Annotated in this window: 25 protein-coding genes; 1 reads left to right on the top strand and 24 read right to left on the bottom strand. The window is 68.6% G+C overall.

From position 1 onward, the window contains the following. Positions 1–27 precede the first annotated feature (27 nt). The 14 genes from KALB_RS20615 to KALB_RS20565 form a co-directional block, all read right to left on the bottom strand. Positions 28–255 carry an acyl carrier protein gene (locus tag KALB_RS20615; RefSeq protein ID WP_236650302.1) on the bottom strand — a complete coding sequence of 76 codons (228 nt, stop codon included), beginning with the start codon at positions 253–255 and terminating at the stop codon, positions 28–30. A 26-nt stretch (positions 256–281) separates the two neighbouring features. Beyond that, a complete protein-coding gene (locus KALB_RS20610; RefSeq protein ID WP_025357610.1) occupies positions 282–1,595 on the bottom strand; it encodes a dihydrolipoamide acetyltransferase family protein in 1,314 nt (437 codons plus the stop codon). Then, positions 1,588–2,580: an alpha-ketoacid dehydrogenase subunit beta gene (locus KALB_RS20605; protein ID WP_025357609.1), complete on the bottom strand. Its 993-nt coding sequence runs from the start codon at positions 2,578–2,580 to the stop codon at positions 1,588–1,590. Before KALB_RS20605 ends, KALB_RS20610 begins: the two co-directional genes overlap by 8 nt. Next, positions 2,577–3,506 (bottom strand): pyruvate dehydrogenase (acetyl-transferring) E1 component subunit alpha, encoded by a 930-nt coding sequence (gene pdhA / locus KALB_RS20600; RefSeq protein ID WP_236650301.1) that lies wholly within the window; start codon positions 3,504–3,506, stop codon positions 2,577–2,579. Before pdhA ends, KALB_RS20605 begins: the two co-directional genes overlap by 4 nt. Positions 3,507–3,568: 62 nt before the next feature. Continuing rightward, entirely contained in the window at positions 3,569–5,332 is a 1,764-nt protein-coding gene (gene acsA / locus KALB_RS20595; RefSeq protein ID WP_025357607.1) for an acetate--CoA ligase, read from the bottom strand. A 666-nt stretch (positions 5,333–5,998) separates the two neighbouring features. Further along, positions 5,999–6,964 carry a class I fructose-bisphosphate aldolase gene (locus tag KALB_RS20590; protein WP_236650300.1) on the bottom strand — a complete coding sequence of 322 codons (966 nt, stop codon included), beginning with the start codon at positions 6,962–6,964 and terminating at the stop codon, positions 5,999–6,001. Between the two features lie 129 nt (positions 6,965–7,093). Continuing rightward, positions 7,094–7,645, bottom strand: a complete 552-nt coding sequence (locus tag KALB_RS20585) for a DUF4232 domain-containing protein (protein ID WP_025357605.1) — start codon at positions 7,643–7,645, stop codon at positions 7,094–7,096. A 225-nt stretch (positions 7,646–7,870) separates the two neighbouring features. Continuing rightward, positions 7,871–8,038 (bottom strand): CBS domain-containing protein, encoded by a 168-nt coding sequence (locus KALB_RS46615; RefSeq protein ID WP_148309549.1) that lies wholly within the window; start codon positions 8,036–8,038, stop codon positions 7,871–7,873. A 31-nt stretch (positions 8,039–8,069) separates the two neighbouring features. Continuing rightward, the gene (locus tag KALB_RS49870) at positions 8,070–8,195 is read right to left on the bottom strand and encodes a hypothetical protein (RefSeq protein WP_268872261.1); all 126 of its coding nucleotides are present in this window, start codon (positions 8,193–8,195) and stop codon (positions 8,070–8,072) included. 134 nt (positions 8,196–8,329) lie between these two features. Then, positions 8,330–9,091, bottom strand: coding sequence for a hypothetical protein (locus KALB_RS20580; protein WP_025357604.1), 762 nt, complete (start codon positions 9,089–9,091; stop codon positions 8,330–8,332). A gap of 84 nt (positions 9,092–9,175) precedes the next feature. After that, positions 9,176–9,490, bottom strand: coding sequence for a hypothetical protein (locus tag KALB_RS20575; RefSeq protein ID WP_025357603.1), 315 nt, complete (start codon positions 9,488–9,490; stop codon positions 9,176–9,178). 8 nt (positions 9,491–9,498) lie between these two features. Then, the gene (locus KALB_RS20570; protein WP_025357602.1) at positions 9,499–10,302 is read right to left on the bottom strand and encodes a sigma 54 modulation/S30EA ribosomal C-terminal domain-containing protein; all 804 of its coding nucleotides are present in this window, start codon (positions 10,300–10,302) and stop codon (positions 9,499–9,501) included. A gap of 125 nt (positions 10,303–10,427) precedes the next feature. Continuing rightward, the gene (locus tag KALB_RS46610; protein WP_148309548.1) at positions 10,428–11,111 is read right to left on the bottom strand and encodes a hypothetical protein; all 684 of its coding nucleotides are present in this window, start codon (positions 11,109–11,111) and stop codon (positions 10,428–10,430) included. 433 nt (positions 11,112–11,544) lie between these two features. Then, complete coding sequence (locus KALB_RS20565) at positions 11,545–11,937, bottom strand: DUF2267 domain-containing protein (protein ID WP_236650299.1); 393 nt, start codon at positions 11,935–11,937, stop codon at positions 11,545–11,547. Positions 11,938–12,676: 739 nt separating this feature from the next. On the opposite strand from KALB_RS20565, the gene KALB_RS20560 reads away from it, so the two are divergent. Further along, a complete protein-coding gene (locus KALB_RS20560; RefSeq protein WP_025357600.1) occupies positions 12,677–13,165 on the top strand; it encodes a universal stress protein in 489 nt (162 codons plus the stop codon). Positions 13,166–13,307: 142 nt separating this feature from the next. Here KALB_RS20560 and KALB_RS20555 read toward each other — a convergent pair whose 3' ends face one another. From KALB_RS20555 to KALB_RS20510, 10 genes are all read right to left on the bottom strand, one after another. After that, positions 13,308–13,763 (bottom strand): hydrogenase maturation protease, encoded by a 456-nt coding sequence (locus tag KALB_RS20555; protein ID WP_025357599.1) that lies wholly within the window; start codon positions 13,761–13,763, stop codon positions 13,308–13,310. Beyond that, a complete protein-coding gene (locus KALB_RS20550) occupies positions 13,760–15,052 on the bottom strand; it encodes a Ni/Fe hydrogenase subunit alpha (RefSeq protein WP_025357598.1) in 1,293 nt (430 codons plus the stop codon). The genes KALB_RS20555 and KALB_RS20550 overlap by 4 nt, the downstream gene beginning before the upstream one ends. A 21-nt stretch (positions 15,053–15,073) precedes the next feature. Further along, the gene (gene hypE, locus KALB_RS20545; RefSeq protein WP_201771950.1) at positions 15,074–16,123 is read right to left on the bottom strand and encodes a hydrogenase expression/formation protein HypE; all 1,050 of its coding nucleotides are present in this window, start codon (positions 16,121–16,123) and stop codon (positions 15,074–15,076) included. Beyond that, positions 16,123–17,229: a hydrogenase formation protein HypD gene (hypD, locus tag KALB_RS20540; protein ID WP_025357596.1), complete on the bottom strand. Its 1,107-nt coding sequence runs from the start codon at positions 17,227–17,229 to the stop codon at positions 16,123–16,125. Before hypD ends, hypE begins: the two co-directional genes overlap by 1 nt. Continuing rightward, on the bottom strand, positions 17,226–17,474 hold the full coding sequence (locus KALB_RS20535; RefSeq protein WP_025357595.1) for a HypC/HybG/HupF family hydrogenase formation chaperone: 249 nt from the start codon (positions 17,472–17,474) through the stop codon (positions 17,226–17,228). Before KALB_RS20535 ends, hypD begins: the two co-directional genes overlap by 4 nt. A gap of 6 nt (positions 17,475–17,480) precedes the next feature. After that, positions 17,481–19,763, bottom strand: a complete 2,283-nt coding sequence (gene hypF / locus KALB_RS20530; protein ID WP_025357594.1) for a carbamoyltransferase HypF — start codon at positions 19,761–19,763, stop codon at positions 17,481–17,483. A 97-nt stretch (positions 19,764–19,860) separates the two neighbouring features. Further along, positions 19,861–20,610: an NADH-quinone oxidoreductase subunit B family protein gene (locus KALB_RS20525; RefSeq protein WP_025357593.1), complete on the bottom strand. Its 750-nt coding sequence runs from the start codon at positions 20,608–20,610 to the stop codon at positions 19,861–19,863. Then, positions 20,610–21,440, bottom strand: coding sequence for an FAD/NAD(P)-binding protein (locus tag KALB_RS20520; RefSeq protein WP_025357592.1), 831 nt, complete (start codon positions 21,438–21,440; stop codon positions 20,610–20,612). The genes KALB_RS20525 and KALB_RS20520 overlap by 1 nt, the downstream gene beginning before the upstream one ends. Then, positions 21,430–21,894 carry a Crp/Fnr family transcriptional regulator gene (locus KALB_RS20515; RefSeq protein WP_025357591.1) on the bottom strand — a complete coding sequence of 155 codons (465 nt, stop codon included), beginning with the start codon at positions 21,892–21,894 and terminating at the stop codon, positions 21,430–21,432. The genes KALB_RS20520 and KALB_RS20515 overlap by 11 nt, the downstream gene beginning before the upstream one ends. Then, positions 21,881–22,954 (bottom strand): 4Fe-4S dicluster domain-containing protein, encoded by a 1,074-nt coding sequence (locus KALB_RS20510; RefSeq protein ID WP_025357590.1) that lies wholly within the window; start codon positions 22,952–22,954, stop codon positions 21,881–21,883. Before KALB_RS20510 ends, KALB_RS20515 begins: the two co-directional genes overlap by 14 nt. Positions 22,955–23,143: the final 189 nt, after the last annotated feature.

Here is a 23,143-nt window from a genome sequence, read left to right as displayed (position 1 = left end):
TGGGTGCCACATGTTCCGAAGCAGCCACTAACTGTGTCCCTGCTGGCTTCGACCAACCAGGAAGCTGACACACCGGTCCAGCGTGGACATTTGCTCGTAGTCCTCTTCCTCGATGCGCAGCCCGGTCCTGCGACTCAGGTTGGCCACCAGGTTCTGGAAGTCCAGCGAGTCGAGTTCGAGCGCGCTTCTCAGGTCAGTGTCCGGCGCGAGGCCGTCCATCTCGGCATCTGGCCCGACACGCAGCAGTTCCGCCACGACGATCTCACGTGATTGTTCTGGGGTCACAACACCTCCGGTCGTTGCAGCAACTCGTTGAGCGTGCTCAGGAACCGGGCGCCGGTATGGCCGTCGGTGGCCCGGTGGTCTGCGGACAGGGTCGCGGTGACCATGCTCCGCACACCGAGCAGACCGTCGACCGCACATGGGCGCTCGCTGAGCTTGCCGAAGCCGACAAGTGCGACCTGAGGCGGGTAGATCACCCCGTGCACGGACTCCACGCCCAGGTCGCCGAGATTTGTCACGGTGATGGTCGCGTCGGTGAGCTCGGTGCCCCGCAGACGCCCGCTGCGGGCTCGCCGCACCAGGTCCCCCAGCCTTCGCATCAGTTCCGCCAGGTCGAGCTCGTCGGCGCTGCGGATGGCCGGCGCGATCAGGCCGCCGCCGCGCAGTGAGATCGCAACCCCGAGGTGGACCGCTGTGCCGGGCGCGAACTGGTCGTCGAGCCAGTGACCGTTGAACGCGGGTACCCTCCTGGCTGTCACCGCGGTTGCCTTCAGCAGTGCCGCGGCGGCAAGGACGCGGTCCTCGACGGGCAGTTCCAGATTGCGCCCGCGCAACAGCGCGTTGACCCTGGTCATGTCAATCTCAGTGCTGAGGTAGTAGTGGGGGATCTCCCGCTTCGATCGGGCCATCAGGCGTGCGGTGGCCAGTCGCATGGCCGTCAACCGGTCCGGTTCCTGGGGCGACTGGGTGGTCGGTTCACCCGATGTCGATGGCTGGTGGGTCGCGGCGGCTCGGACCTGTGCCGCCCGCACCGGCGTGCCCGTGGAGTCGCTGGTCAGGGCCGCCAGGTCGACTCCGAGTTGCTTGGCGAGTTGGCGTGCGTAGGGCGTGACCTGGGTTCGGCCACCCTCTACGGCCTTGGGCGTGGCCACCTGTGCGGCGGGTGCGCCGCGGGGCTCGGGCGTGACCACCGGTGCGGCGCGGCGGACGTCCGCCCTGGTGATCGCACCGTTGCGGCCGGTGCCCGATACTGACGCGAGGTCGACCCCGAGTTGCTTGGCGTACTCGCGTACCGGTGGGCTTGCCAGCGCTGGCGGACACGGAGGCCGTGGAGCAGCGGGTTGCGGAAGTTGAGCCGGCTCGGTCGTGATCGTGGCCAACGGTGTGCCCACCGGCACCCGCTCGCCCTGCGGCACCATGATCCGCTCAACCACGCCGCTGTCGAAACACTCCACCTCGACGGTGGCCTTGTCGGTGTCGATCACGGCGACGACATCTCCCCTGCGAACGGTGTCGCCCGGTTTCACCAGCCACTGGGTCAGCGTTCCCTCGTCCATGTCAGCGCCGAGCGAGGGCATCAGGAAGTCAGCCACCTCCGGCCACCACCCGGCGCACCGCGGCGACGATGTCCGACTGCTGGGGAAGGGCCGCCCGTTCGAGGTGCTGGGCATAGGGAATCGGCGTCTCGACGGTGCAGACCCGCTCCACCGGGGCGTCGAGATCGTAGAATGCCTGTTCGGTGATCCGGGCGCTGATCTCGGCGGCGAGGCTGCCGCTGCGCCAGCCCTCGTCCACCACCACCGCCCGATGGGTGCGGCGCACCGAGTCCATGATCGTCGCGTCGTCCAGCGGACGCAGTGCCCGCAGGTCGATCACCTCGGCGTCGACGCCGGCGGCGGCCACCTCCTCTGCCGCCTCGAGCGACTTGGCCAGGGTTCCGCCGTAGGTGATCACGGTGACGTCGGTACCGGCTCGCCGGACCGCGGCATGGTCGATATCCACCGGTGCCAGTTGTTCGGCGAGCGTGGCGGCAGTGTTGTAGAGCGAGGCGTGTTCGAAGATCAGTACGGGGTCCGGGTCACACAGCGCCGTCCACAGCATTCCTCTCGCGTCGGCCACCGTGGCCGGCGCAACCACCCGTAGCCCCGGGATGTGCGCATACCAGCCCTCAAGGCTGTGCGAATGCTGGGCTGCCAGCTGCCGGCCAGCCCCCGTGGTCATCCTGATCACCAGCGGAACGCTGAACTGGCCGCCGGACATGTGCGGCATGGTCGCGGCGTTGTTGACGATCTGGTCGAGTGCGAGCAGGCTGAAGTTGACCGTCATGATCTCCACGACGGGCCGCATGCCGACGAGGGCAGCGCCGATGCCGGCGCCGACGAATGCCGATTCTGACAGTGGGGTGTCGCGGATACGCTCGGGCCCGAACTCCTCGATCAAGCCGAGGCTCACCGCATAGCAGCCACCGTAGCGGCCGATGTCCTCCCCCATCAGGAACACGCGCTCATCCCGGGTGAGCGCATCGCGCAGCGCCTCCCGCACGGCCTCGCGGTAAGTGGTCTTCCGAGTGGTGGTCATCGCGGCCGCTCCGCGTACACGAACCGAGTCAGGTCCTCGACCGGCTCGACCGGCGCGGTCTCCGCCATGGCGACGGCCTGGTCCAGCTCCTTCTTGATGCCCTCCTCGATCCCAGAGAGCTCATCGTCGGTGAGTTCACCGTGGGCGCGCAGGTCGGCAGCCAAGCCGTCGATGGGATCGCGTTGCTTCCAGCGCTCGATCTCTTCCTTGTCCCGATAGCGATCCGGGTCGTACATCGAATGCGCGCGGAAGCGGTAGGTGCGCAGTTCCAGGAAACACGGTCCGGCTCCGGCACGCACTCCCTCGACGGCACGCTGTGCGGCCTGTGCAACCGCTACCACGTCCATTCCGTCCACAGGCCACGAGGTCAGGCCGTAGGAGCTGGCGCGCAGAGCGAGGTCGGTCACCGCCTGTGCCTGGTTGAGGGCGGTGCCCATCGCGTACAGGTTGTTCTCACAGCAGAACAGGACTGGCAGTTGCCACAGCGCGGCGAGGTTCAGGCACTCGTGGAACTCGCCCTCGGCCACCGCACCGTCGCCGAAGAAGCACGCGGACACCCGTCGCCTTCCGGCCATCACGTCACCGAGAGCCAGTCCCACACTCAGCGGCAGGCCACCGGCCACGATGGCATTGCCACCGTAAAAACGGCGTCGCACGTCGAACAGGTGCATCGACCCGCCGCGCCCCCGGCTGCACCCGGTCGCCTTGCCGTACATCTCGGCCATCACCGCGTCCATCGGAACTCCACGAGCGAGTGCGTGACCGTGATCCCGATAGGTCGAGACCAGTGCGTCGTCCTCGCTCAGTGCGTGGGTCACTCCCACCGCCACTGCTTCTTCGCCGACGTAGAGGTGCAGGAATCCGCGGATCTTCGACGCGCTGTACAGCTCCGCGCAGCGCTCCTCGAACCGGCGGATGCGCAGCATCTGTCGCAGCAGGTCGGTTCGGTGGTCGATCGGTGTGTCCTCCGGCTGGGTCTCGGTGGAACTCATCCCGGGCCCTCCACTGTGGATAGATCACCCTCTGGCATACCCAGCTCGCGGGCTTTGAGCAGCCTGCGCATGACCTTGCCGCTGCGGGTGTGCGGCAGGTGTTGGTCGAAGGCGAGTTCCTTGGGTGCCACCGCGCCGAGTCGGCGTCGCCCGAGGGCGATCAGCTCGGTGCGCAACTGCTCGCTCGGGTTGTACCCGGGTCGCAGGGACACGAAAGCCTTGACCACTTCGCCGACCACCGGGTCCGGTTTGCCGATGACACCGGCCTCGGCGACGGCGGGGTGCTCCATGAGGACGCTCTCCACCTCGAACGGACCGATCAGGTGGCCCGCAGACTTGATCACGTCGTCGGCGCGGCCGACGAACCAGTAGTAGCCATCGGCGTCACGGCGGGCCAGATCCCCGCTGAGGTACCAGCCGTCGGCGAACGCCTTGGCGTAACGCCGCTCGTCGTGCAGGTAGGCGCGGAACAGGGAAGGCCAACCGGGGCGCAGCGCGATCTCGCCGACCGTGTCCGCTTCGGTGATCACTTGCACCCGGTCGTCGACGACCGCGGCACGCCCGTCGCCGCCGCGCCGCAGCAGGGCCGCCTCGACACCGGGCAGCGGTCGCCCCATTGATCCAGGGCGGATGTCCATCGCGGCGAAATTACTGATCATGATCGCCCCGGTCTCGGTCTGCCACCAGTTGTCGTGGACCGGCAACCCGAACACCTGCTGGGCCCGCACGACGACCTCGGGGTTGAGGGGTTCCCCGACGCTGGCGACGTACCGCAGCGCTGAGAGGTCGTACCTGCTGGCCAGCTCGGCTCCGTGCCGCATCAGCATGCGCAGTGCCGTGGGTGCGGTGTACCAGACAGTGACCCGTTCGTCCTGCAGGATCTGATACCAGCGCCGCGGATCGAACTCGCCCTCGTCCACAATCGTGGTGACCCCATGGGTCAACGGCGCGATGACCCCGTACGACATCCCGGTGACCCAGCCGGGATCGGCTGTGCACCAGTAGACGTCCGAAGGATGCAGGTCCAGGGCGAGCTTCGCGGTGGCGTAGTGCGCGACCACCGCCTCGTGTACGTGCACGGCACCCTTGGGCATTCCCGTGGTACCACTGGTGAAATGCACCAAAGCCATCAATTCGGGATCGGTTGGTGGAATCACGAACTGCTCGCCGACCGACATCAAAGCCGATGCCATGTCGATCGTGCCGGGTACCGCCTCGCCTCCGACGAGCAGAACGTGCTCGAGGTGCGGCAGCTCCGCCCGCAGTGCCGCCACCTTTCGCCGGTACAACTCCGGTGTGGTGACCAGGACGCGCGCATCGCCCAGCCGCAGCCGTTCTCTGATCGGTTCCGGCCCGAATGCCGCGAACAACGGGGCGAACACACTGGTGTTCTTCAGTGTGCCCATTGCGACGATATACAGTTCGGGCACCCTGCCAAGTAGGGAGAAGACGCGATCCGTCCGGCCGACACCGAGCTGGCGCAACACGTTCGCGAACCTGTTGGTCGCGGTCCGCAACTGCCCGTAGCTGATCAGTGTTGTCCGGTCGTCACGGCCACGACAGCGCAGTGCCACAGCATCGGGCGTGCCAGCGGCGTGGCGGTCCACCGCCTCGTGGGCGATGTTGAGCCCGCGGCCCCCGGGCAGGCCAGCCAGCCAGCCCCGCGCGATCGGCCAGGAGAACTGCCGTCGGGCGGTGTCGTAGTCGGTGAGGTTGTGCGGTGCTGCGGAGCATCCCTTCTCGTGAATGACTTCCGCCATCGCTGGTCACCTCCAGTTCCCACCTTCGAGCATCGCGAGAATCGGTGGCGGAGCACAGGGACGAAGGTCACTGTTTCCCATCGCTGAAGTACCGCTTCGAGTAGGCATACCGCCGCGCGAGTAGACGTCCCTGACGGGCCAGGCTGATCACTTCGCCCGGTACTCGATCGTCCATCGGTGCCGCACCGCCTTCGGTGTGCTCCTGTTCTCCGACTACGGTTCAGTGCGTGCCGCGAATGTCCAGGCGACACTGCTCCGAGCGCGATGCCACGGCCTTCTGCTCCAGCAGATCGGCGCCGCACTGGGCGATGGTGCGAGCACAGACGCCCGGCTTGACCTGGCGGCACCTGGACCATCGCAATCGCGCGTTCAACAACGAGGTCAACTCGCTTCGTGGCAAGCCTGAACCAAGCAGTGGCCACCACGCCGAGCTGGTATGTAGGGCCTGCTGTCACGGCCCAGCAAGGCCCCTCCGCCCCGCTGTCGGTCGAGGTCAGATCCCGGGCATGCGCTCAGCCTACGTTGCCTGCTCCTTAACGGCTTCCTCCACGCGCAGGGCTGCTACGCAGTCCCCACCAGCTGTCGACCCACCGGGCGGCATCTCGGACGAACCGTTCAGCCCGCTGCCTGCCGTCCTGTCGGAGCCGGACCGCCTGGTGCTGCACGTCATCGAGCAGGGTCGGTCGCGCCAGCTCGCGGCTTCGCCTCTGACAGGACATCGTGCAGCCGCTCGACGAACCGCAGTGACTCCGCGAGCCCACGCTGCCACACGTTGCGGCCGAAGATCAGTCCGGTCGCGCCCGCCCGGATCGAGGCTCGAGCCTTGTCGAGCATGGCCTGGTCCCCTGCCCGTTCTCCGCCGGAGACCAGCAGGAGCGTCCTGTTCGCCGACCGCACGACAGCGTCAATGGCCTGTTGCGCGCTGAACTCCGCGTCGTAGGAGGGCGGAACCCCGGTGCGCATCTCCGGGTGTGGAAAGTTCACCTTCACCATGTCAGCGCCCAGTTCGCTGGCCGTGCGGGCAGCATAGTCAACGGCGTAGAAGGAGCTCCGCCCACCTTTGGCGCCCACCGCACTCCCCCGCGGATAGGCCCACACGACCAACGGCATGCCCGCTCGTTGTGCCTCGGCCCTGATCTGCCGGTATTGGGCGAAATCCTCACTCTGTGCAGGAGTGCCGACGTACAGCGTGTACCCGACCGCGTCGGCGCCGAGCCGCACGGCGTCCTCGACGCCGGCGTGCAGCGGGGACAGCGCATGGTCGGACGGCGGGATGTCGGTCTTGCCGTTGAGCTTGAGGATCAGCGGTACCTCGCCCGCGTAGTCCCAGTAGAACTTCTCGGCGAGCCCGATCTGGATGGCAATACCGTTGAAGTGTCCGTCCACGGCCAGCCGCAGCACGTAGTGCGGGTCGCTGGCCTCCTGGTTGGCGAAGAAGTCGCGCGGACCGTGTTCCAGCCCCTGGTCATAAGGAAGGAAGAGCGCCGTACCGTTGCGCAGTCCGTGGTGGTGCAGGATGCGGTGCAAGCGAGCCTTCTTGCCGGCGTTCAGCCCGAGTTGGTTCAGATCGCGTCGGTCAGCCATGGGGTGTCCCGTCCAGGTGTTCCTCGCCTGCTTGCCTTGCCAGTCCATCCGACCGCACCCGCACCAGGGTGCGAAGAGGCGAAAGGCCCCGGAGCACCTGGGCCGAGGCTTCCGCTGACCAGCACCTCGCTGCTGGCGAATCCACGTCACCCGCCTGCCGTCGGGGAAGGCGTGCTCTCACGGATATGCGCTGCGCATCGGGGCGACCGTGAGCTGGCTCTGGCCGGACATGTGCCTGGTGCACCCCCGGGCGTGCGGTACGGGCAGGATCACCGATTCGGTGTTGTCGGGCGGGTACACCCTCAGGCCGTCGACCGGGGTTGGCTCACAGGCTGTGAAGTCGTAGTTGTCGACGTTCACCTGGTTCAGCCACCCCAGCGCCGACTGCCCCTGCTGGAGCACCACCTCCGGCTTCGGACCTGCCTCCCTGGAGGCGGCATCACCGATCTGGTGGCGGTCACCGCCGGCGACGTAGGACACGCCGGGGTAGCCGGTGATGCCGCATGGGTTGTTGCTGATGTTGGTGAGGACGATCGGCCGGTAGAAGTGCCCCACGGCACCGTTGCCCTCACCGAGGACGATGCTGAGACTGCTCGTGGCGCAAGTCTCCACCGGTGTCCTGGTCGCCGTAGCGACGGCAGCGGAACTCGGTGTGCCGAGGACCAGCGCGACCGCAAAGGTGCCGCCGGCCAGTGCGAGCGAGTGCGGACCGAAACCTGTCCCGGTCATCTGGCGACCTCCCGAGAACGCCTTGTGCCCTGTGCTGCAAGTGTTTCCCGAAACCGGTTGCCTCCGCGATCGCACGCGATCGGTTGCCCGGTCGTGGCTCGCGGGTAATGGTGACAAGCATCGGATCGGTGAGATGGATCTGTGTGTCGACTACGCCGTTGACCCTGCTGGTGAGCGTCTCCGCCAAGCGGGTCTTGCTCTTGGGTTCGAGTTCCCCGTGCAGGGTCACCACGCCGAGTTCACGTTCAAGGACGCCCTGGACGATCTCCGCCACGTGCCCTCGTCCTTGCGGGAGAAGACACTGAGCACGTCGCGCCAACTGAGGATGCCGAGCAGCCTGGCGGCCTCGACCACCGTTGCTCCGGGACCGATCGTGCAGGCGAGTGCGGTCATCAACTCACCAGCGGTCGTAGCCTCGAAACGGTCACGTTCCCAGTCGCGTCGCAACCACTCCGGCGATACCCACGCGCACGATGTCCTTGTGGGAGGGGCCCTCCTGAACCGTCGCCACATCCGCAGTCATCACGTTCTCGATCTTTCGCTGGTTCATCGCGGCCTCCATATCCCGCAGGTTCAACGGTAGGACCCGCCCGCCCAGCCGACCAGTGGCATGCGCCCTGAAGACACCAGGACTTCATACCCTGACTGGCCGAAGACCAAGATCATCCATTGTGGATAGCCTCCTCACCGCTCGACGCCGAACATGGCTTGGGGCACCCCGTCGAGTCGCAGTTCGGCCATCAGTCGCAGCCTGATCTCACGCAGGTGCATCGGCCGAATCACCGGGCGCAGGCGCACGCCCTGCTGACGCACCTGTCGTTCGGCCAGCCCCATGGCGGCTCCCGCCAGCACGTGGTCACGCCGATCGTCACCATCGGTGACCACGATGATCATCGGGTGGGCGAACAGCCTGGCCGCGACAGCGCGCACCGCGTCGTCGTATGGCGGCACGAGGCGTCGCGTCCGCGCGGGTACGAGCGCCTGCACCGAGGGCTTGTGCCAGGGCGCGATCTCAGCGGCGCAGCGGCGGTCACCGTCCAGTTGCCTGCTGACGTCGAGCAGCAGCCGGGCCAGGGACGCGGTCTGCTGCTGGTCGGTGACCAACTCCAGCCGGGCCGTTCGCAGACAGTCGGGCAGCGCTGGTGACGTAACGCGATGCGGAACGACCCTGGCCACCAGGTCGGACCGCAACGGGTCGGGATCGAACTCGATCTCCGCCTGAAACCCCATGCCCTGCAGCGCACAGACGAGTTCGGCCAGCGTCGTACCACAGGACAACAACCGGTCCAAGCCCGCGCTGTCGTGCCGCTCGTGTCCGCCGTGGTCGACCAAGTCGATTGCCCGACCATCGAACTCCAGCAGCCAGGGCGGTTCCTGGGAGAGCATCGGAGCACGCCGCACCTGGGCGACCAGCCAAGCCCGCTGTTTGCGGGTCCACCGCCTCATCGCCAACTCCTCCCCACCAGCGGCCACCGAGAACCTCCCCTGCTTCCACCGAATGTCGGTGCGGCGCCACTCCCGAGTCCACTGTCAGTCTCGCCAGCGGTTGAGGGGCCAGCGCGGCAGCCGGTACCGCCCGTACAGGACCAGTTCAGCGCGCGCGTATGCGTCGTCCGGTGCCAGTGGCGCACTGGTGAGCTCACCATTGGCGTCAATCCAGATCGGTACCTGATCGCCGGTGTGGTGCCCGAGCGTGACATCGATGTGCCAGCACGCCTGCCATCCGGTGTCGGCCGCGAAGGAGGCCGCCACAGCTGGAACCGTGTAGACCGAGGCGACCTGGTGGCCGGTCCGCGGCAGCTCGGTGAGGGTGTGCTGAGTGGTGGGGGTGATCGGCGTGGTCATCGCTTCCCCTACTCGGCTGGCGTGATCAGGCCATAGTGCCCGTCGTAGCGGCGATAGAGCACCCCTGCGCGCGCGTGTTCGGCGTCGAGGAAGAACACGAACGGCTGGCCCGACAGGTCGAGCCTGTCGATGGCCTCGGTCGTGCTCAGCACCGGCGCGTCCTGGTCGCTTATGGTCAGTGACACGGTGAAGGGAGTCAGGTGTTCGCGGGGCGCCGGGTTGACCTGGGCCAGCCGGTACCCGGTGGGGTCCGTCCGGTAGAGCACGCTGTCCTGCTCGCTTCCGGCCTCGGTGAACAGGTGGAAGTCGTAGTCCATCATGTCCATCTCGAACGCGGCCTCGTCGATACCGATCCTGGACAGCGTGTAGGACTTGTGGCGGATGATCTCGCGTTCACCCGCTGGCCGGGGGAAGTAGGTAAGGCGGGATGTGCGCGGAGTGTCGTGCCGCCACTCGTGGGCCACAGGGGTGGACATCCTGCCGCGCCTGGCCTCCCAGTGCTGGGCGATCCGTTCCAGCCGGTGGGCGAGTCTTGTCTCGAGCAGGTCCACCGCCTCCCGCGCGGTCGGCGCTTCGACCTGGGCGCGCACGATTCTTCCGCTGATATCGAGGGTCGCCTGGGCTACGACCGGCCGCGCCACGGCGGGATCGCGATGCGTGGTCAGTCTCACCTTGGCGTACAGAACGCGATATCGGACGCGCCGGGTCACGCGGGCAACCTTGTCCCGCGCGTACTGCACGACGTCCTCGGGTATCGCCTTGCCGACTGCTACCTGCACGTCCTGAGGCGAGATCGGTTCCACCCGGTGCATGAGACCTCCTCGGCTAGGACACTCTCACTCTGAGCCGAACAGCCGCAGTGCCTAAGGTCCTGACCCGGACATGCCGGAAGTCGTTGGTCTTCAGCGGGCATCAGGCTGGTTGCCCATAGCGTTGATCACGGGTGGCGACCCGCAGTTGGAGTGCTGGTCGCCACGTCCGTCGGGGCCGTCGTAACGCTGCCGTTGCTGGTCGTCGACGGGGCGGTGGAGGCTGACGCCGTCGTTGTGGTGGACCTGGCCGGGGTGCTGCTTGCTTGCGTCGTGGTTGTCGGTGATGGGTTCGGTGTGCTGGTCGGGCCCGGAGTTCGCGTTTGGGTTGGGCGCTGCGTGGGCCGCCCGAACAGACTGCCCACCGTGGTCCCCGCGTTGCCTCCGGAGATCGGGCCACCATGGAGCAACTCCACGCCGGTCAACAAACCCATACCCAGCACGAACGCCGCTACGGCCAGAACGATCAGTGTCGGCCACTGGTGCCCGCGCCATCCGTTGCCCGTCGGTATGTTGATCGGTTCAGGCATCATGGCTGACAAGCGCTTGTCCAGCGCAGGTCGGTCTGCGGAATCACTGGAACCAGGTCGCGGCGCCTGCCGCGAACGCAGTGATTGCCATGCACGATCCAGTGAGTGCTGGTAGACGGTAGCACCGACCGCCGAGACCAGGCTGGCGAGACCAGCGCCGATCACTGTGCCGGCGACACCGAACAGAGAGCCGAGAAGCGCGGCGGTGACAGCAGCCAGAGCGCCAGCGATCAACTGGATCGGGCGCAGTGCGGATCTGCTGGTGCCCTTGTCATCAACCATGGTCCCGCGAGCGACTTTGAACGGCGCAGGGTACTTGGACAAACCGGGTGAGTTGGAATAGGACGACCTCTTCCTGGCCACCAGGGCCGATCGATTGGACACCGAAGGCCGGTACCGATCTCCAGCAGGTGCTGCGCATCGGTGAGGACGAGGCCCTCGATCACCCGCGCGGACCACGACGGCTGCGTGGTGACCTGGTTGTCGCCGCTTGGAATGACCGCATCGTGAGTGGCGAACGTAGCGTGGTCAGCGGGGGCGAACTCCGCCTGGATCGTGTCAAGCGGGGTCTCGTCGCCGACACCGGCCAGGCTATGTGCGTGAACCAGAGCCTGCCGAACCGCTCAATGAAGATGCCCATCCCGCCGTCTGGCGCGATTTGTGCACACCGTCGACCGAGAAGTGAGCGGTCCTCTGCTCCCCCATGAGCGCATCGCTACACCTGCGGCCGCAGCAGTGCGCGTATGCCGTCCGGCAACCGGTCGAGTGCCTTGCTGACCTGACCTGGGGATAGATGGCGCTGCGCGACCGCTGTCACCGCCGGTGCCGCGCGGTGCACGTCCTGCAGGGAGATGTTGGCATCCCGCGCGAAACGCGACTCATAGGCGCTGGCGTCGTACCGCTGTGGGACCGAACTGGGATCCCACCCCTCGTAATAGATTCCGCGCAGCAGTTCGGGCAGTTGCGCGGCGAAGTGCGCGCTGGCTTCTACCGTGAGCCGGTCACGCAGGGTGTGCAGCCACGCGCGAAGGACCCGGTAGGCGAACTTCCGGTCGTCGGTGTCGAACTCGCTGGCCACATCGCGCACCCACTCGTTCGCGGCCTGCACCGCGTGATCGAAGACGGACGCTTTCGTCGTTGGCATGATCAGCCTCCCAGGGCATCACTCCCCGGCAACGAGTGTCCAGCCCTCCCGCACGAGGGCTACAGAGGCGAAAGTCCACCCTGGCTCGGTGCACTGTAGGGCGACCTCAGGTACGGCGTGTGCGGGAACGCACGCCGCTACCCACTGAATCCGCGCTGCGACTGCCTTCACGACCACGAGTGCGGACCGGCCGGGCATCGGCCGTGGTCATGCGGTGAACCAACTCGCCGAGTCGGCGTTGGGCGATACGGACCAGAGTCCTCGGGTCGTAGGGCTGTACCGATTCACTGGCCCGCGCGGCGGGGCAGAAGTCCCTGCACAGCAAGGGACCGGGACCCTAGGGGCGGCAGCGCGGTCCGAACAGACTGGGAATGAGGAGAGAAGCGATCACGCTGCGCGACCGACCGTGGATCGGTGGGCAGTCGAGGGAGTGCGGAGATGGCAGGCACGGTCGTGGTCGGCGCGGACGGTTCGCCCGACGGTGCAGCGGCTTGGGAATCTGCCTACCAGGAGGCGGTAGCACACGATCCTGGAGCGACGTGATGCCGGAGTGGGCCCAGTCCTCGCCGTTCCAGGGGGCCGACTGGCTCGCCAGGCAGAGATCGGAATGCCGCACGCTCACCGAGCTCCTCGCCGATTGGTCGAGGCGGCGACAGCGCGGAGCTGCCTCCTCCCCTGCTGGACAAGTGAAGGAGGCCTCCTGATGCGTGTCAGGAAGATCGTTGTCGGGGTTGACGGCTCGCAGGCCAGTTTCGCCGCGCTGCGTTGGGCGGTGGCGGAGGCCGAGCGGATCGACGGCGCCGTGGAGGCCGTGACCGCCTGGCAGACCGATCCGCCGCTGCTTGGGTCGGCCTACAAGTCGCCCGACGAGGCGATGGCTGAACAGGGCGAGCGGCTGAGCAAAGCTGTCGAGCAGGTCTGCGGCAGGACATCCCGGGTGCCGGTACGTGAGGTGCTCGTTGACGGGTGGCCCCAGAAGGCACTGGTGGCGCAGGCTCGGAACGCCGACCTGTTGGTGGTCGGCAGGCACGGGCACGGCTGGCTCACCGAGAAGCTGCTGGGCTCGGTCAGCACGTACTGCCTGCGGCACGCGTCCTGCCCGATCGTAGTCATCCCCAGTCCGGTGGCGCCGGACCAGGCCACACCGGCGACCGAGCAGGAGACACCGCTGACTCCGGGGCCGTTGCTCTGATATGCGAGCTACCGTGTCCTGGTACTGGGCGAGGAACGACACCATAGCGCGGCGCGTTTTCCGAACGTCCGCTTCGCCCGCCAGGGCATCCACAGTGCTCGGTGGTCCGATCGGGCGGCAGTGGTGAGCGAACCCCGTCCCGTCAGCAGGGACCAAACGCCCTGCCACCGGACAGTTCGGCCATCGCCTGGCTCACCAGTGCGGGCAGGGCAGCGGCGACAGCGGGCGACAAGCCCGTCCCGAGACTGATGTCGGCGGCTTCGACGGCCAGGACCACCAGCCGGGCCGGCATCCGGCCGAGCGCACGGCCGAGCGCGACGGCCTCGGGAATGCCCAGGCCGTGCGAACTGGGTGCGCCACCGGCCAGGGGCAACTCGTCGACGCTGGTGCGATGGACGCGGCCGGGAGTCGACGGTTCGCAGACGACGGCGTCGACGACGATCGCCAGATCGGCGTTCTCCCACGCGAGCAGCATGCCTGCGGGTTCGCCGTCGGACTGCACCGCGTTGCCGCCCCTGCGGGCGACCTGGTCGGCGACCAACGGCCCGACCCCGTCATCGCGACGGTAGGGATTGCCCACCCCGATCAGGACGTTCACCGCTCGGTCCGAGTCAGGTCGAGGAAGTGCGCCGAGCACGAGATGCACGGGTCGTAGTTGCGGATCGCCCGTTCGCACAACGGGGTCAGCTGCTCATCTGGCAAAGCCAGGTTCGCCGCTACCAACGCACGGAGGTCGGCTTCCACCGCGGCCTGGTTCTGCGAGGTGGGCGGCACGATCGTGGCCGTGGTGACCAGCCCGTCGGTCCCGATGCCGTATCGGTGGTACAGCACGCCTCTCGGCGCCTCGGTGACCCCGTGGCCGATCCCCGCGCGGGGTGGCACCGGGTGGTGGGCCGGTTGGAACGGCTCGTACTCGGAGAGCAACCGCAGTGCCTCGTCCACGGCGTAGACCAGCTCCACCGCGCGCACCACGATGCTGCGGAAAGGATTTCTGCACGAGGACCCCAAGCCCGCCGCCGTGGCGGCCTGCCGGGCGATCGGCGAAAGTTGCTCGAAATTGAGGGTGTACCTGGCCAGTGGGCCGGTCAGGTAGCGGTGTCCGTCGAGCTCGGCGTGCAGCGCGGTCGAGTGGGGTACCTGGTGTTCCACGACGTGGTCGGGGAATTCGGCGACCGGGAAGTCCAGGCCGCTGCTCGAGCGCAGCCGGCCTCGTGTGATCGCGTATTGGCTCTCCGCGTGTACCGCCAGCAGGTCGTGATCCAGTTCCAGATCGGGGAACTCGAAGCTGGCGACCCAGTCGACCGTGGCCAGAGCGGTGTCCAGGGCGGACCGCAGCTGCTCGGCGACCGGCGCCAGCGTGGCGCGAGTCGGGGCCTGGTAGAAGCCGCCCACCCGGACGTTGACCGGATGGATGGCCCGTCCGCCGATGGCCGCCAGCAAGGCGTTGCCCGCCTTCTTCAGCGCCAGGCCACGTTCCAGCGTGTCCCGGTGCTCGGCGGCCATCGCGATCGCGTCGGGATAGCCGAGGAAGTCCGGCGCGTGCAGCAGGTAGACGTGCAGGGCGTGGCTGGAGATCCACTCGCCGCAGTAGAGCAACCTGCGCAGCGCCTCGACCTCGGTGGACACCGCCACGCCGCAGGCGTCCTCGATGGCCAGGCAGGCGCTGAGCTGGTAGGCGACCGGGCAGATGCCGCAGATGCGGGCGGTGATGTCCGGGGGCTCGGTGTACGCGCGGCCCCTCAACAGCGCCTCGAAGAACCGGGGTGGTTCGTAGATCCGCAGTTCGGCTCGTTCCACCGCGCCCTCGTGCAGCACTACGTTGAGCGCGCCTTCTCCTTCGACCCTGGCCAACGCGCTGACCCGCAGTTGACGTGCGCGGTGACTCATCGGTCCGCTCCCTGTCGTGAGTCAGCAGATCCGGGGCAACTGTTCGCCGACGAGCATGTCCACCACCCGGTGGGAACCGATCAGCGTCCGGGCCAGCACCCGGCCGACCGGGCCCTGGGTGAGCACTCCCACGCGGCGGGCCTGTTCACCTTCGGGCAGGGCACGCATCGCGGTCAGCACTCGATCCGCTGCCTCGGGGGCGACGAAGGCGACCAGGCAGCCCTCGCAGGCCACGTGCAGCGGGTCGAGGCCCAGCAGCTCGCAGGCGGCGGCGACCTGAGCCGACACGGGCAGGTGCTGCTCCACGAGCTCGACGCCAACACCCGAGGCGGCCGCCAGTTCGTTCAGCGCGCTGGCCAACCCGCCCCTGGTGGGGTCGCGCAGGCTGTGCACCGCGGCCCCGCCGACTTCGATCATGGCGGCGACCAGGCGGTGCAGCGGCCGGCTGTCGGAGATGATCCCGCTGTCGATGCCCAGCTCCGCCCGTGCGTCGAGGACCGCCATGCCGTGCTGCCCGAGCGGGCCGGACACCAGCACCACGTCGCCGGGCTGACCGGATCCCGCCGACGGGTAGGCTTCGCGCAGCCGCACCCCCAGCCCGGTGGTGGTGACGTACAAGCCGTCCGCGGCCCCCCTGCCGACCACCTTGGTGTCGCCGGTGACCACTGGGACCCCGACCTCGGCGGCGGCCCGGGCGACCGAGCGCGTCACGCGGCGCAACTCCTCGATCGGCAGTCCCTCCTCAACCAGGTAGGCCAGGCTCAGCGCGAGCGGGCGGGCGCCGCGCATCGCGAGGTCGTTCACGGTGCCGTGCACGGCCAACGACCCGATGTCGCCGCCGGGAAAGAACCTCGGCGTGACCACGTAGCCGTCGGTGCTGAACACCAGGTCCAGGTCGGCGATCCCGACCAGGGCCGCGTCCTCCGGCGGCGCGGTCACACCCAGTTCGGTCGCGATCACCTGGTCGATCAACTCGGCCATGAGCCGGCCGCCGGAGCCGTGGCCAAGCAGCACACGCTCGTGCTCCGTGGTGGGAGCCGGACAGGTCGCCGCGAGCGGATCACCACTCATCATTCCTCCACAGTGGACATTCGGGTGCGGCCGGCGTTGTGGAACGCGGCGCAGGTGCCCTCGCTGGACACCATCGGAGCGCCCAGTGGTGTGCGTGGCGTGCAGGCCGTGCCGTAGACGGGGCAGTCAGTGGGCAGCCTCGTACCGCGCAGGATCTCGCCCGCGATGCACTGCGGGTTCTCCGCGACGCTGAGCTCGGCGGTGGCGAAGCGCAGGTCCGCGTCGAAGGCGGTGAACCGCTCGGTGAGCGCGAGCCCGCTGTGGTCAATGGTGCCGATACCCCGCCATGTTCTCCTGGTTACGCGGAAGACCCGTGCCATCACCTCCCGCGCGGCCTGATTTCCGTTGCGGCGCACGGCACGCACGTACTGGTTCGCCACCTCGGCGCGGCCCTGTTCGAGCTGGCGCACAGCCATCAGAATGCCCTCGACCAGATCCAGCGGCTCGAAACCGGTGACCACGATCGGCACGCCGTAGCGCACGGCGATGGGCTCGTACTCGGTCCACCCCATCACCGCGCACACGTGCCCCGCAGCCAGGAACGCCTGCACCTGGTTGTCCGGGGAGTCCATGATCGCTGTGATCGCCGGCGGCACCAGCACGTGGCTGACCAGCACGCTGAAGTTGGTCAACCCGGCCTCGGCCGCGCGCAGCACCGCCATCGCGTTGGCCGGAGCGGTCGTCTCGAAGCCGACCGCGAAGAACACCACCTGCCGCCCTGGGTTCTGCTCGGCCAGGCGCACCGCGTCCAGTGGTGTGTACACCACGCGCACGTCGGCGCCTCGGGCGCGCAGCCCGAGCAAGTCGCCGTGTGAGCCTGGAACCCGCAGCATGTCACCGTAGCTGGTGAAGATCACCTCCGGCCGCGCGGCGATGGCAAGCGCCTTGTCCACGGCCGCCAACGGGGTCACGCACACGGGACACCCCGGTCCGTGGATCATCCGGACACCAGCCGGGAGCACCTCGTCGATGCCCTGGCGCACGATGGTGTGCGTCTGGCCACCACAGACCTCCATGATGGTCCAGGGCCTGGTCGCCGTCCGGTGCAGCTCGTCGAGCAGTCGCCGGGCCAGCTCGGGGTCGCGGTACTCGTCCAGGTACCTCATGCCGTCCCCAGTTCGGCGGCCAGGGCGTCCGGGATGGCCCGGATCACCGCGAGGGTGCGGGCCGCCTCATCGGGATCGACGGTGCTGATGGCGAAGCCCACGTGCACGACCACGTAGTCGCCGGGCCGTGCTTCGGGCGTGTAGGCCAGGCACACCGAGCGCCGCACGCCGTCGAAGTCCACGGTTCCCATCGCGCGGCCGTCCGGCTGGATCTCGACGATGCGACCGGGGATTCCGAGACACATCCGTGCTCACCTCCTGTCCAGCCGGGCCGCCGCCACCGCGGCCTGGCCGTAGCTGATGCCCCCGTCGTTGACGGGGACCTGTGCGCTGACCAGCCCGTGCAGTCCCACCTCGCGCAGGCCGTCGAGCACCTGGGTGAGCAGCCGCCGGTTCTGGAAGACCCCGCCGCCGAGGCACACCGTGCGCACGCCGCTGTCGCTGGCGACCTGCTCGGCCAGTGCGACGGTCACCTCGGTCATGGTGGTGTGGAACCGAGCGGCGACAGCCCCGGGTGGCGCGTCGATGGCTGCCTGGAGCAAGTGGCGCAGGGTCGGTACCGGGTCGAAGACCCACAGGTCCTCCTGCCTGCGCAGCGACCAGTGCAGCACCTTGCCGTCGGGATGCCCGGCGGCGGCCGCCTCCAGCAGCACCGGCGCCTCGCCTTCATAGCTGGCGCTGTCGCATACTCCGAGCAACGCGGACACGGCGTCGAAGAGCCGGCCAGCACTGGAGGTGACCGGGCAGTTGAGCCGCTTGCCAACCGCCGACCGGATGCCGCGCACCTCGATCGGGTCGAGTCTGTCCAGCAGCACCGCCGCCTCCGCGGCGTGCAGCGGCTCGGCGCGGGTTTCCGCCCCGTAGAGGTAGCCGAGCGCCATCCGAGCCGGTCGGCGGATGGCCGCTGCCCCGCCCGGCATCGGCGCCAGACCGAACCGCCCCACCCGACGGTGCTCGCGGAACGTGGCCAGCAGGATCTCGCCGCCCCAGAACGTGCCGTCCTCGCCCAGACCGAGCCCGTCGTAGGCGATACCGATGAACGGGCCGTCCACCCCGTGCTCCGCGGCCGTCGCGGCGACGTGGGCGTGGTGGTGCTGCACCGGAATTCGCCGGCCGGCCGGCCACCGCTCGGCGAACCTGGTCGACAGGTACTGAGGATGCAGGTCGCACGCGCAGTACTCGGGACTGACCTGGTGCAGGCGCAGCGTCCGCGCCACCCCCCGCTCGAAGGCGGCCAGCGTCTCCGCGTTCTCCAGGTCCCCCAGGTACGGTCCGAGGTAGGCGCGGTCCTCGACCGCGAGCGTGGTGGTGTGCTTGAGCTGTGCCCCGACCGCGAGCACCGGCGCGGTGGTCGCGCAGGGCAGCCGGAGGAAGTCCGGAGCGTATCCCCGGGCACGGCGCAGGAGTGTGGTACGACCCGACACAACCCTTGCCACCGAGTCGTCGCAGCGGGACCAGATCGGGCGATCGTGCCGCAGGACGCCGTCCACCAACGGACCGAGCTCGGTGGTGGCCGCGAGGTCGTCGATGACGATCGGTGAGCCGGCCACATTGCCGCTGGTGACGACCAGCGGCCGGGCAAGGCCCGCCAACAGCAGGTGGTGCAACGGGCTGGTGGGCAGGAACAGCCCCAACTCGGCCACGTCGGGGGCAACCGAAGGAGCGAGCCGCGCAGACGTTCCCGCGCACAGCACGATGGGCGCCTCCGCCGAGGCCAGGACGGTGGCCTCGGGCTCGGTGAGCGGGGTCAGTCGTCGGGCTTCGGCCACCGATCCCGTCATCACGGCGAACGGCTTGCGCTGACGGGCCTTCAGCCGACGCAGTCGCCGTACCGCCTGATCGTCAGTGGCGTCACAGACGAGTTGGTACCCACCGATGCCCTTGACCGCCACGATCCCGCCGTCGGCCACGGCCACGATCGCGGCCCCCAGCGCGTCCTCGCCGCGTGCGGTGTCCCAGGCCAGCTGTGGTCCGCAGTCCGGGCAGGCGATCGGCTCGGCGTGGAACCGCCGGTTCCCCGGGTCGTGGTACTCGGTGGTGCATCGCGCGCACATCCAGAAACCGCGCATCGAGGTCCTGCTCCGGTCGTAGGGCAGGCTTGTCATGATTGTGGCGCGCGGCCCGCAGTTCGTGCAGTTGACGAACGGATATCGGTAGCGACGGTCGGCCAGGTCCCACAGCTCGCGCAGGCAGTCCTGGCAGGTGGCCAGGTCGGGAGTGACCGTACCGGCGCTGTGGTCCACGCTGCTGCCCGCGATGGCGAACCCCGCACCGAGGTGCGTCGAGGGATCCGGAGTGACGTCCACGCGGTCGATCCGCGCGTGCGGCGGCGCGGTCCGCTCCAGCCGGGCGACGAACTCGTCCAGGTTCTGGCGGCAGCCGGACGCGGAGATCACCACGTGCCCACCGGCGTTGCGCACGAATCCGTCGATGCCGAGCTCGGTGGCCAACCGGTAGACGCACGGTCGGAAGCCGACCGCCTGCACGCGGCCGTACACCTCGATGCGTGCGCACACGCGCTCAGCTGCCTCCATGGTGGTCCCGTTCCATGTCGTTCGCTCGGGTACCACCTCATCGAAGCGCCACCTCAGACCCGCGTGCAGAGGCGAAAGCCCCCGACGCGCGTCGAGGTCACCGCCGGAATTCCGGTGCCGTCGCGTTGAACGTCCGGAACGCGCGGTCGATCGCCCGCTCGTCGAGCCCGCAAGCCCGCAACTGGTCCACCAGCGCGGTGATGTTGGGCTGGTTCATCGGGCCGAAACAGCCGAAACAGCCACGATTGTGCGCGGGGCACAACGCGCCGCAGCCGGTGTGGGTGACCGGCCCGAGGCACGGGATGCCGTCGGCGACCATCACACAGGTCAGCCCGCGCCGTTTGCACTCGGTGCAGACGCTGGTGTCGGGCAGGTTGGGCTTGCGCCCCGCCAGGAACGCGGTGAGGACCTCCAGCAGTTGGCGGCGGTCGATGGGGCAGCCGCGCAGTTCGTAGTCCACCGGCACGTGGGCGGAGATAGGCGTGGAGGTGGCCAGCGTCTCGACGTGCTGGGGGCTGGCGTAGACCAGTGACTGGTACTCGGCGATGTCGCTGAACTCGCGCAGTGCCTGGATGCCGCCCGCGGTCGCACATGCGCCGATGGTGACCAGGATCTTCGACTGCTCGCGTACTCGCTGGATCCTCGTGAGTTCTTCCGGCGTGGTGACCGAGCCCTCGACCAGCGACACGTCGTACGGTCCCTGGATGACCGTGCTGCTGGCCTCGGTGAACCGCGCGATGCGCACCGCACCGGCCAGTGCGAGCAACTCGTCCTCGCAGTCCAGCAGAGTGAGCTGGCAGCCGTCGCAGGAGGTGAACTTCCAGACGGCGAGACTGGGTGTGCCCATCACAGCTCCTTGATCGTGAGCAGTGCACCGACGGCGGCGTAGTTCACCACCGGGCCGTCCCAGCACACCAGGAGCGGGCCGAGCTGGCAGTGCCCGCACTGGCCCAAGCCGCACTGCATGTTGCGCTCCAGGGAGAGCCGGATCTGGCCTGCCAGGATGCCTCTGCGCAGCAGCGCCGAGGCGCAGAACCGCATCATCGGCTCCGGTCCGCACAGGAACGCCGTGGTCGCGGAGGGATCCAGCGCCAGCCAGGACAGGGGTTCGGTGACGAAGCCGACCTGTCCGCGCCAGCCCTGGGTGGGACGGTCCACCGTCAGCACCACGGCCATGTCCTCGCGTCGCGCCCATTCGTCGAGCTCCCGGCGATACAACAGGTCATCGGGTGTGCGCGCGCCCACCACCAGGATGAGCCGGCGGTAGCGCCACCGCTGGGCCAGCGCGGCGAGGACCACCGGGCGCAGTGGGGCCAGTCCGAGCCCGCCAGCCACTACGAGCACGTCGGTGTCGCAGGCGCTGGGCAGGTCCCAGCCGGTGCCGAAGGGTCCGCGCACCCCGATCACCGTGCCGACGGGCGCGGCGCACAGGGCACGGCTGACCGCGCCGACCTCGCGCACGGTGTGCGTCAACGAGCCGTCCACAACGGACAGGTTGCCGCTGATCGAGATCGGGATCTCGCCGACGCCCCTGACGTAGAGCATGGTGAACTGGCCGGGCCGGAGCCGGGGGATGGTCAGGCGCACCGGCTTCAACCGCAGCGTGACCGTGTCATCGGTCTCCGGGGCCCTGTCGGTGACCACGTACGGCAGCGGCAGCAGAGGATCACCGCTCATGGGGGCGTCCGTACAGGTCGAGCAGCCGTGCCCTCGTCGCCTGCAGGCGTTCCAGCAGCGTGGCCAGTAGTGTCATCGCCACCGGGTAGCCGAAGGACGGGTCGTGTTCTGCCCAGGCCCGCAGCTGCTCGGTGTCCAGCTCCACCGCGAGCGTCGGGGTGACGGCCACCGCGCCGAAATGCCAGCGGTACGGCGGGACGAGCCAGGACCAGCCGACCACCTGGCCGGGTCCGAGGGTCTGCACCACACCGGGAGCCTGGCCGGGGAGCACCGTGTCCACGGCGACACAGCCCCGGCGGACCACCCAGCAGCCCACCGCGGGTGCGCCCTCCTCGAACAGCCGCTGGCCCTCGGCGAAACTCACCTCGCGGGCGGCGCGAGCGAGTACTTCCAGGTGCGATTCCGCCAGCCCCGCGAACGGGGTGCCCTCGCCGAACAGGTCACGCGCGCGCATCGGATCCGCTTCTCTCGGCGGCCAACGCCGCCGCTTCCTCGGTGATGTCGATGCCGACCGGGCACCAGCCGATACACCGCCCACAGCCGACGCATCCCGAACTGCCGAACTGGTCGTACCAGCTGCTCAGCTTGTGGGTCAGCCACTGCCGGTACCGGCTGGCCGCGGAGGTGCGCACGCTGCCGCCGTGCAGGTGGGAGAAGTCGATCTCGAAGCAGGAAACCCAGTGCTGCCAACGCTCGGCGTGCTGACCGGTCAGGTCGGTGACGTCCTCGGTACTGGTGCAGAAGCAGGTCGGACACACCATGGTGCAGTTGCCGCAGGTCAAGCAGCGCTGGGCGACGTCGTTCCACCGCTCGGCCGCCGAGGAATCGCGCAGCAGCGTGCGCAGGTCCACCTCCGGCATCGCCCGTCCCATCCGCCCCGTGGCCGAGGCCACCTGCGACCTCGCGCTGGCCACCTCGGGGCCGCGGGCCGACCGGCGGGGCACCGGTAGCAGCGCACGAGCACCCCTCGGCGTGCCCACCTCCACCAGAAATCGGTGCGGGTCGAGGAGTTCGGTGAGCACCAGGTCGTAGCCCGGTCCCGCCGCAGGCCCGGTGCCCATCGAGGAGCAGAAGCACAGCCCACCGGGTTCCGTGCAGTTCGCCGCGATGACCAGGGGGCGCGGGCCATCGCCGAGCACCTGGCCGAGGATGCCGAGCGCGGCCAGGTCGCAGCCACGCACTCCCAGAAACGCCAGCGGTGTGCGGTCCTCCTCCGCAGGCACGTATTCGCCGTCCCGGTCGGTCTGCCAGAGCTTGCGACGCGCTGGATGCACGAACTGCTTCCAGGACTGCGGACCGGCGCTGTGCGCGAACACCGCCATGTCCTCCCTGCGGCGCAGTCGGTAGCTGCCCGGCGCGACCTCGACGCCCCAGCCGTCGGGCAGTTGCGCGCCGCCGGACAGCTCATCGAGCACGATCGCGCTGTCCCGTACGGTCGGGCCGATCACGCGGTGGCCCGTCGCGAGCAATGAATCGACGAGGTGGTTCAGGCCGTCCCTGTCGAGGATTTCCACGCCAGCCTCAGCTCCTCAGCAGATCCCGCTGCCCGATGTACACGGCCACCGCGAGCGAACCTGCCCAGAACAGCAGCATTCCCAACGCCGCTGTCACCGACGCCAGCCAACCGCCATTGGGTCCACCGCACCATGGAGTCATCGCGCACCTTCCCAGCTTGACGCGTTCAGCCTGACCAACGGGCACAC

It is taken from the genome of Kutzneria viridogrisea DSM 43870 (assembly GCF_000525635.1).
Taxonomy (GTDB): Bacteria; Actinomycetota; Actinomycetes; order Mycobacteriales; family Pseudonocardiaceae; genus Kutzneria; species Kutzneria viridogrisea.
The sequence above is the reverse complement of the archived record's forward strand: the minus strand, read 5'-3'. Positions and strand labels throughout refer to the sequence as shown.

Coding starts and splice junctions, on each gene's coding strand:
- KALB_RS20605 (WP_025357609.1), bottom strand. CDS start 2,580: ATGACCACCACTCGGAAGACCACTTACCGCGAGGCCGTGCGGGAGGCG.
- pdhA (WP_236650301.1), bottom strand. CDS start 3,506: ATGCTGCGCATCCGCCGGTTCGAGGAGCGCTGCGCGGAGCTGTACAGC.
- acsA (WP_025357607.1), bottom strand. CDS start 5,332: ATGGCGGAAGTCATTCACGAGAAGGGATGCTCCGCAGCACCGCACAAC.
- KALB_RS20590 (WP_236650300.1), bottom strand. CDS start 6,964: ATGGACTGGCAAGGCAAGCAGGCGAGGAACACCTGGACGGGACACCCC.
- KALB_RS20585 (WP_025357605.1), bottom strand. CDS start 7,645: ATGACCGGGACAGGTTTCGGTCCGCACTCGCTCGCACTGGCCGGCGGC.
- KALB_RS46615 (WP_148309549.1), bottom strand. CDS start 8,038: ATGACCGCACTCGCCTGCACGATCGGTCCCGGAGCAACGGTGGTCGAG.
- KALB_RS49870 (WP_268872261.1), bottom strand. CDS start 8,195: ATGAACCAGCGAAAGATCGAGAACGTGATGACTGCGGATGTGGCGACG.
- KALB_RS20580 (WP_025357604.1), bottom strand. CDS start 9,091: ATGAGGCGGTGGACCCGCAAACAGCGGGCTTGGCTGGTCGCCCAGGTG.
- KALB_RS20575 (WP_025357603.1), bottom strand. CDS start 9,490: ATGACCACGCCGATCACCCCCACCACTCAGCACACCCTCACCGAGCTG.
- KALB_RS20570 (WP_025357602.1), bottom strand. CDS start 10,302: ATGCACCGGGTGGAACCGATCTCGCCTCAGGACGTGCAGGTAGCAGTC.
- KALB_RS46610 (WP_148309548.1), bottom strand. CDS start 11,111: ATGGTTGATGACAAGGGCACCAGCAGATCCGCACTGCGCCCGATCCAG.
- KALB_RS20560 (WP_025357600.1), top strand. CDS start 12,677: ATGCGTGTCAGGAAGATCGTTGTCGGGGTTGACGGCTCGCAGGCCAGT.
- KALB_RS20550 (WP_025357598.1), bottom strand. CDS start 15,052: ATGAGTCACCGCGCACGTCAACTGCGGGTCAGCGCGTTGGCCAGGGTC.
- hypE (WP_201771950.1), bottom strand. CDS start 16,123: ATGAGTGGTGATCCGCTCGCGGCGACCTGTCCGGCTCCCACCACGGAG.
- hypD (WP_025357596.1), bottom strand. CDS start 17,229: ATGAGGTACCTGGACGAGTACCGCGACCCCGAGCTGGCCCGGCGACTG.
- KALB_RS20535 (WP_025357595.1), bottom strand. CDS start 17,474: ATGTGTCTCGGAATCCCCGGTCGCATCGTCGAGATCCAGCCGGACGGC.
- hypF (WP_025357594.1), bottom strand. CDS start 19,763: ATGGAGGCAGCTGAGCGCGTGTGCGCACGCATCGAGGTGTACGGCCGC.
- KALB_RS20525 (WP_025357593.1), bottom strand. CDS start 20,610: ATGGGCACACCCAGTCTCGCCGTCTGGAAGTTCACCTCCTGCGACGGC.
- KALB_RS20520 (WP_025357592.1), bottom strand. CDS start 21,440: ATGAGCGGTGATCCTCTGCTGCCGCTGCCGTACGTGGTCACCGACAGG.
- KALB_RS20515 (WP_025357591.1), bottom strand. CDS start 21,894: ATGCGCGCGCGTGACCTGTTCGGCGAGGGCACCCCGTTCGCGGGGCTG.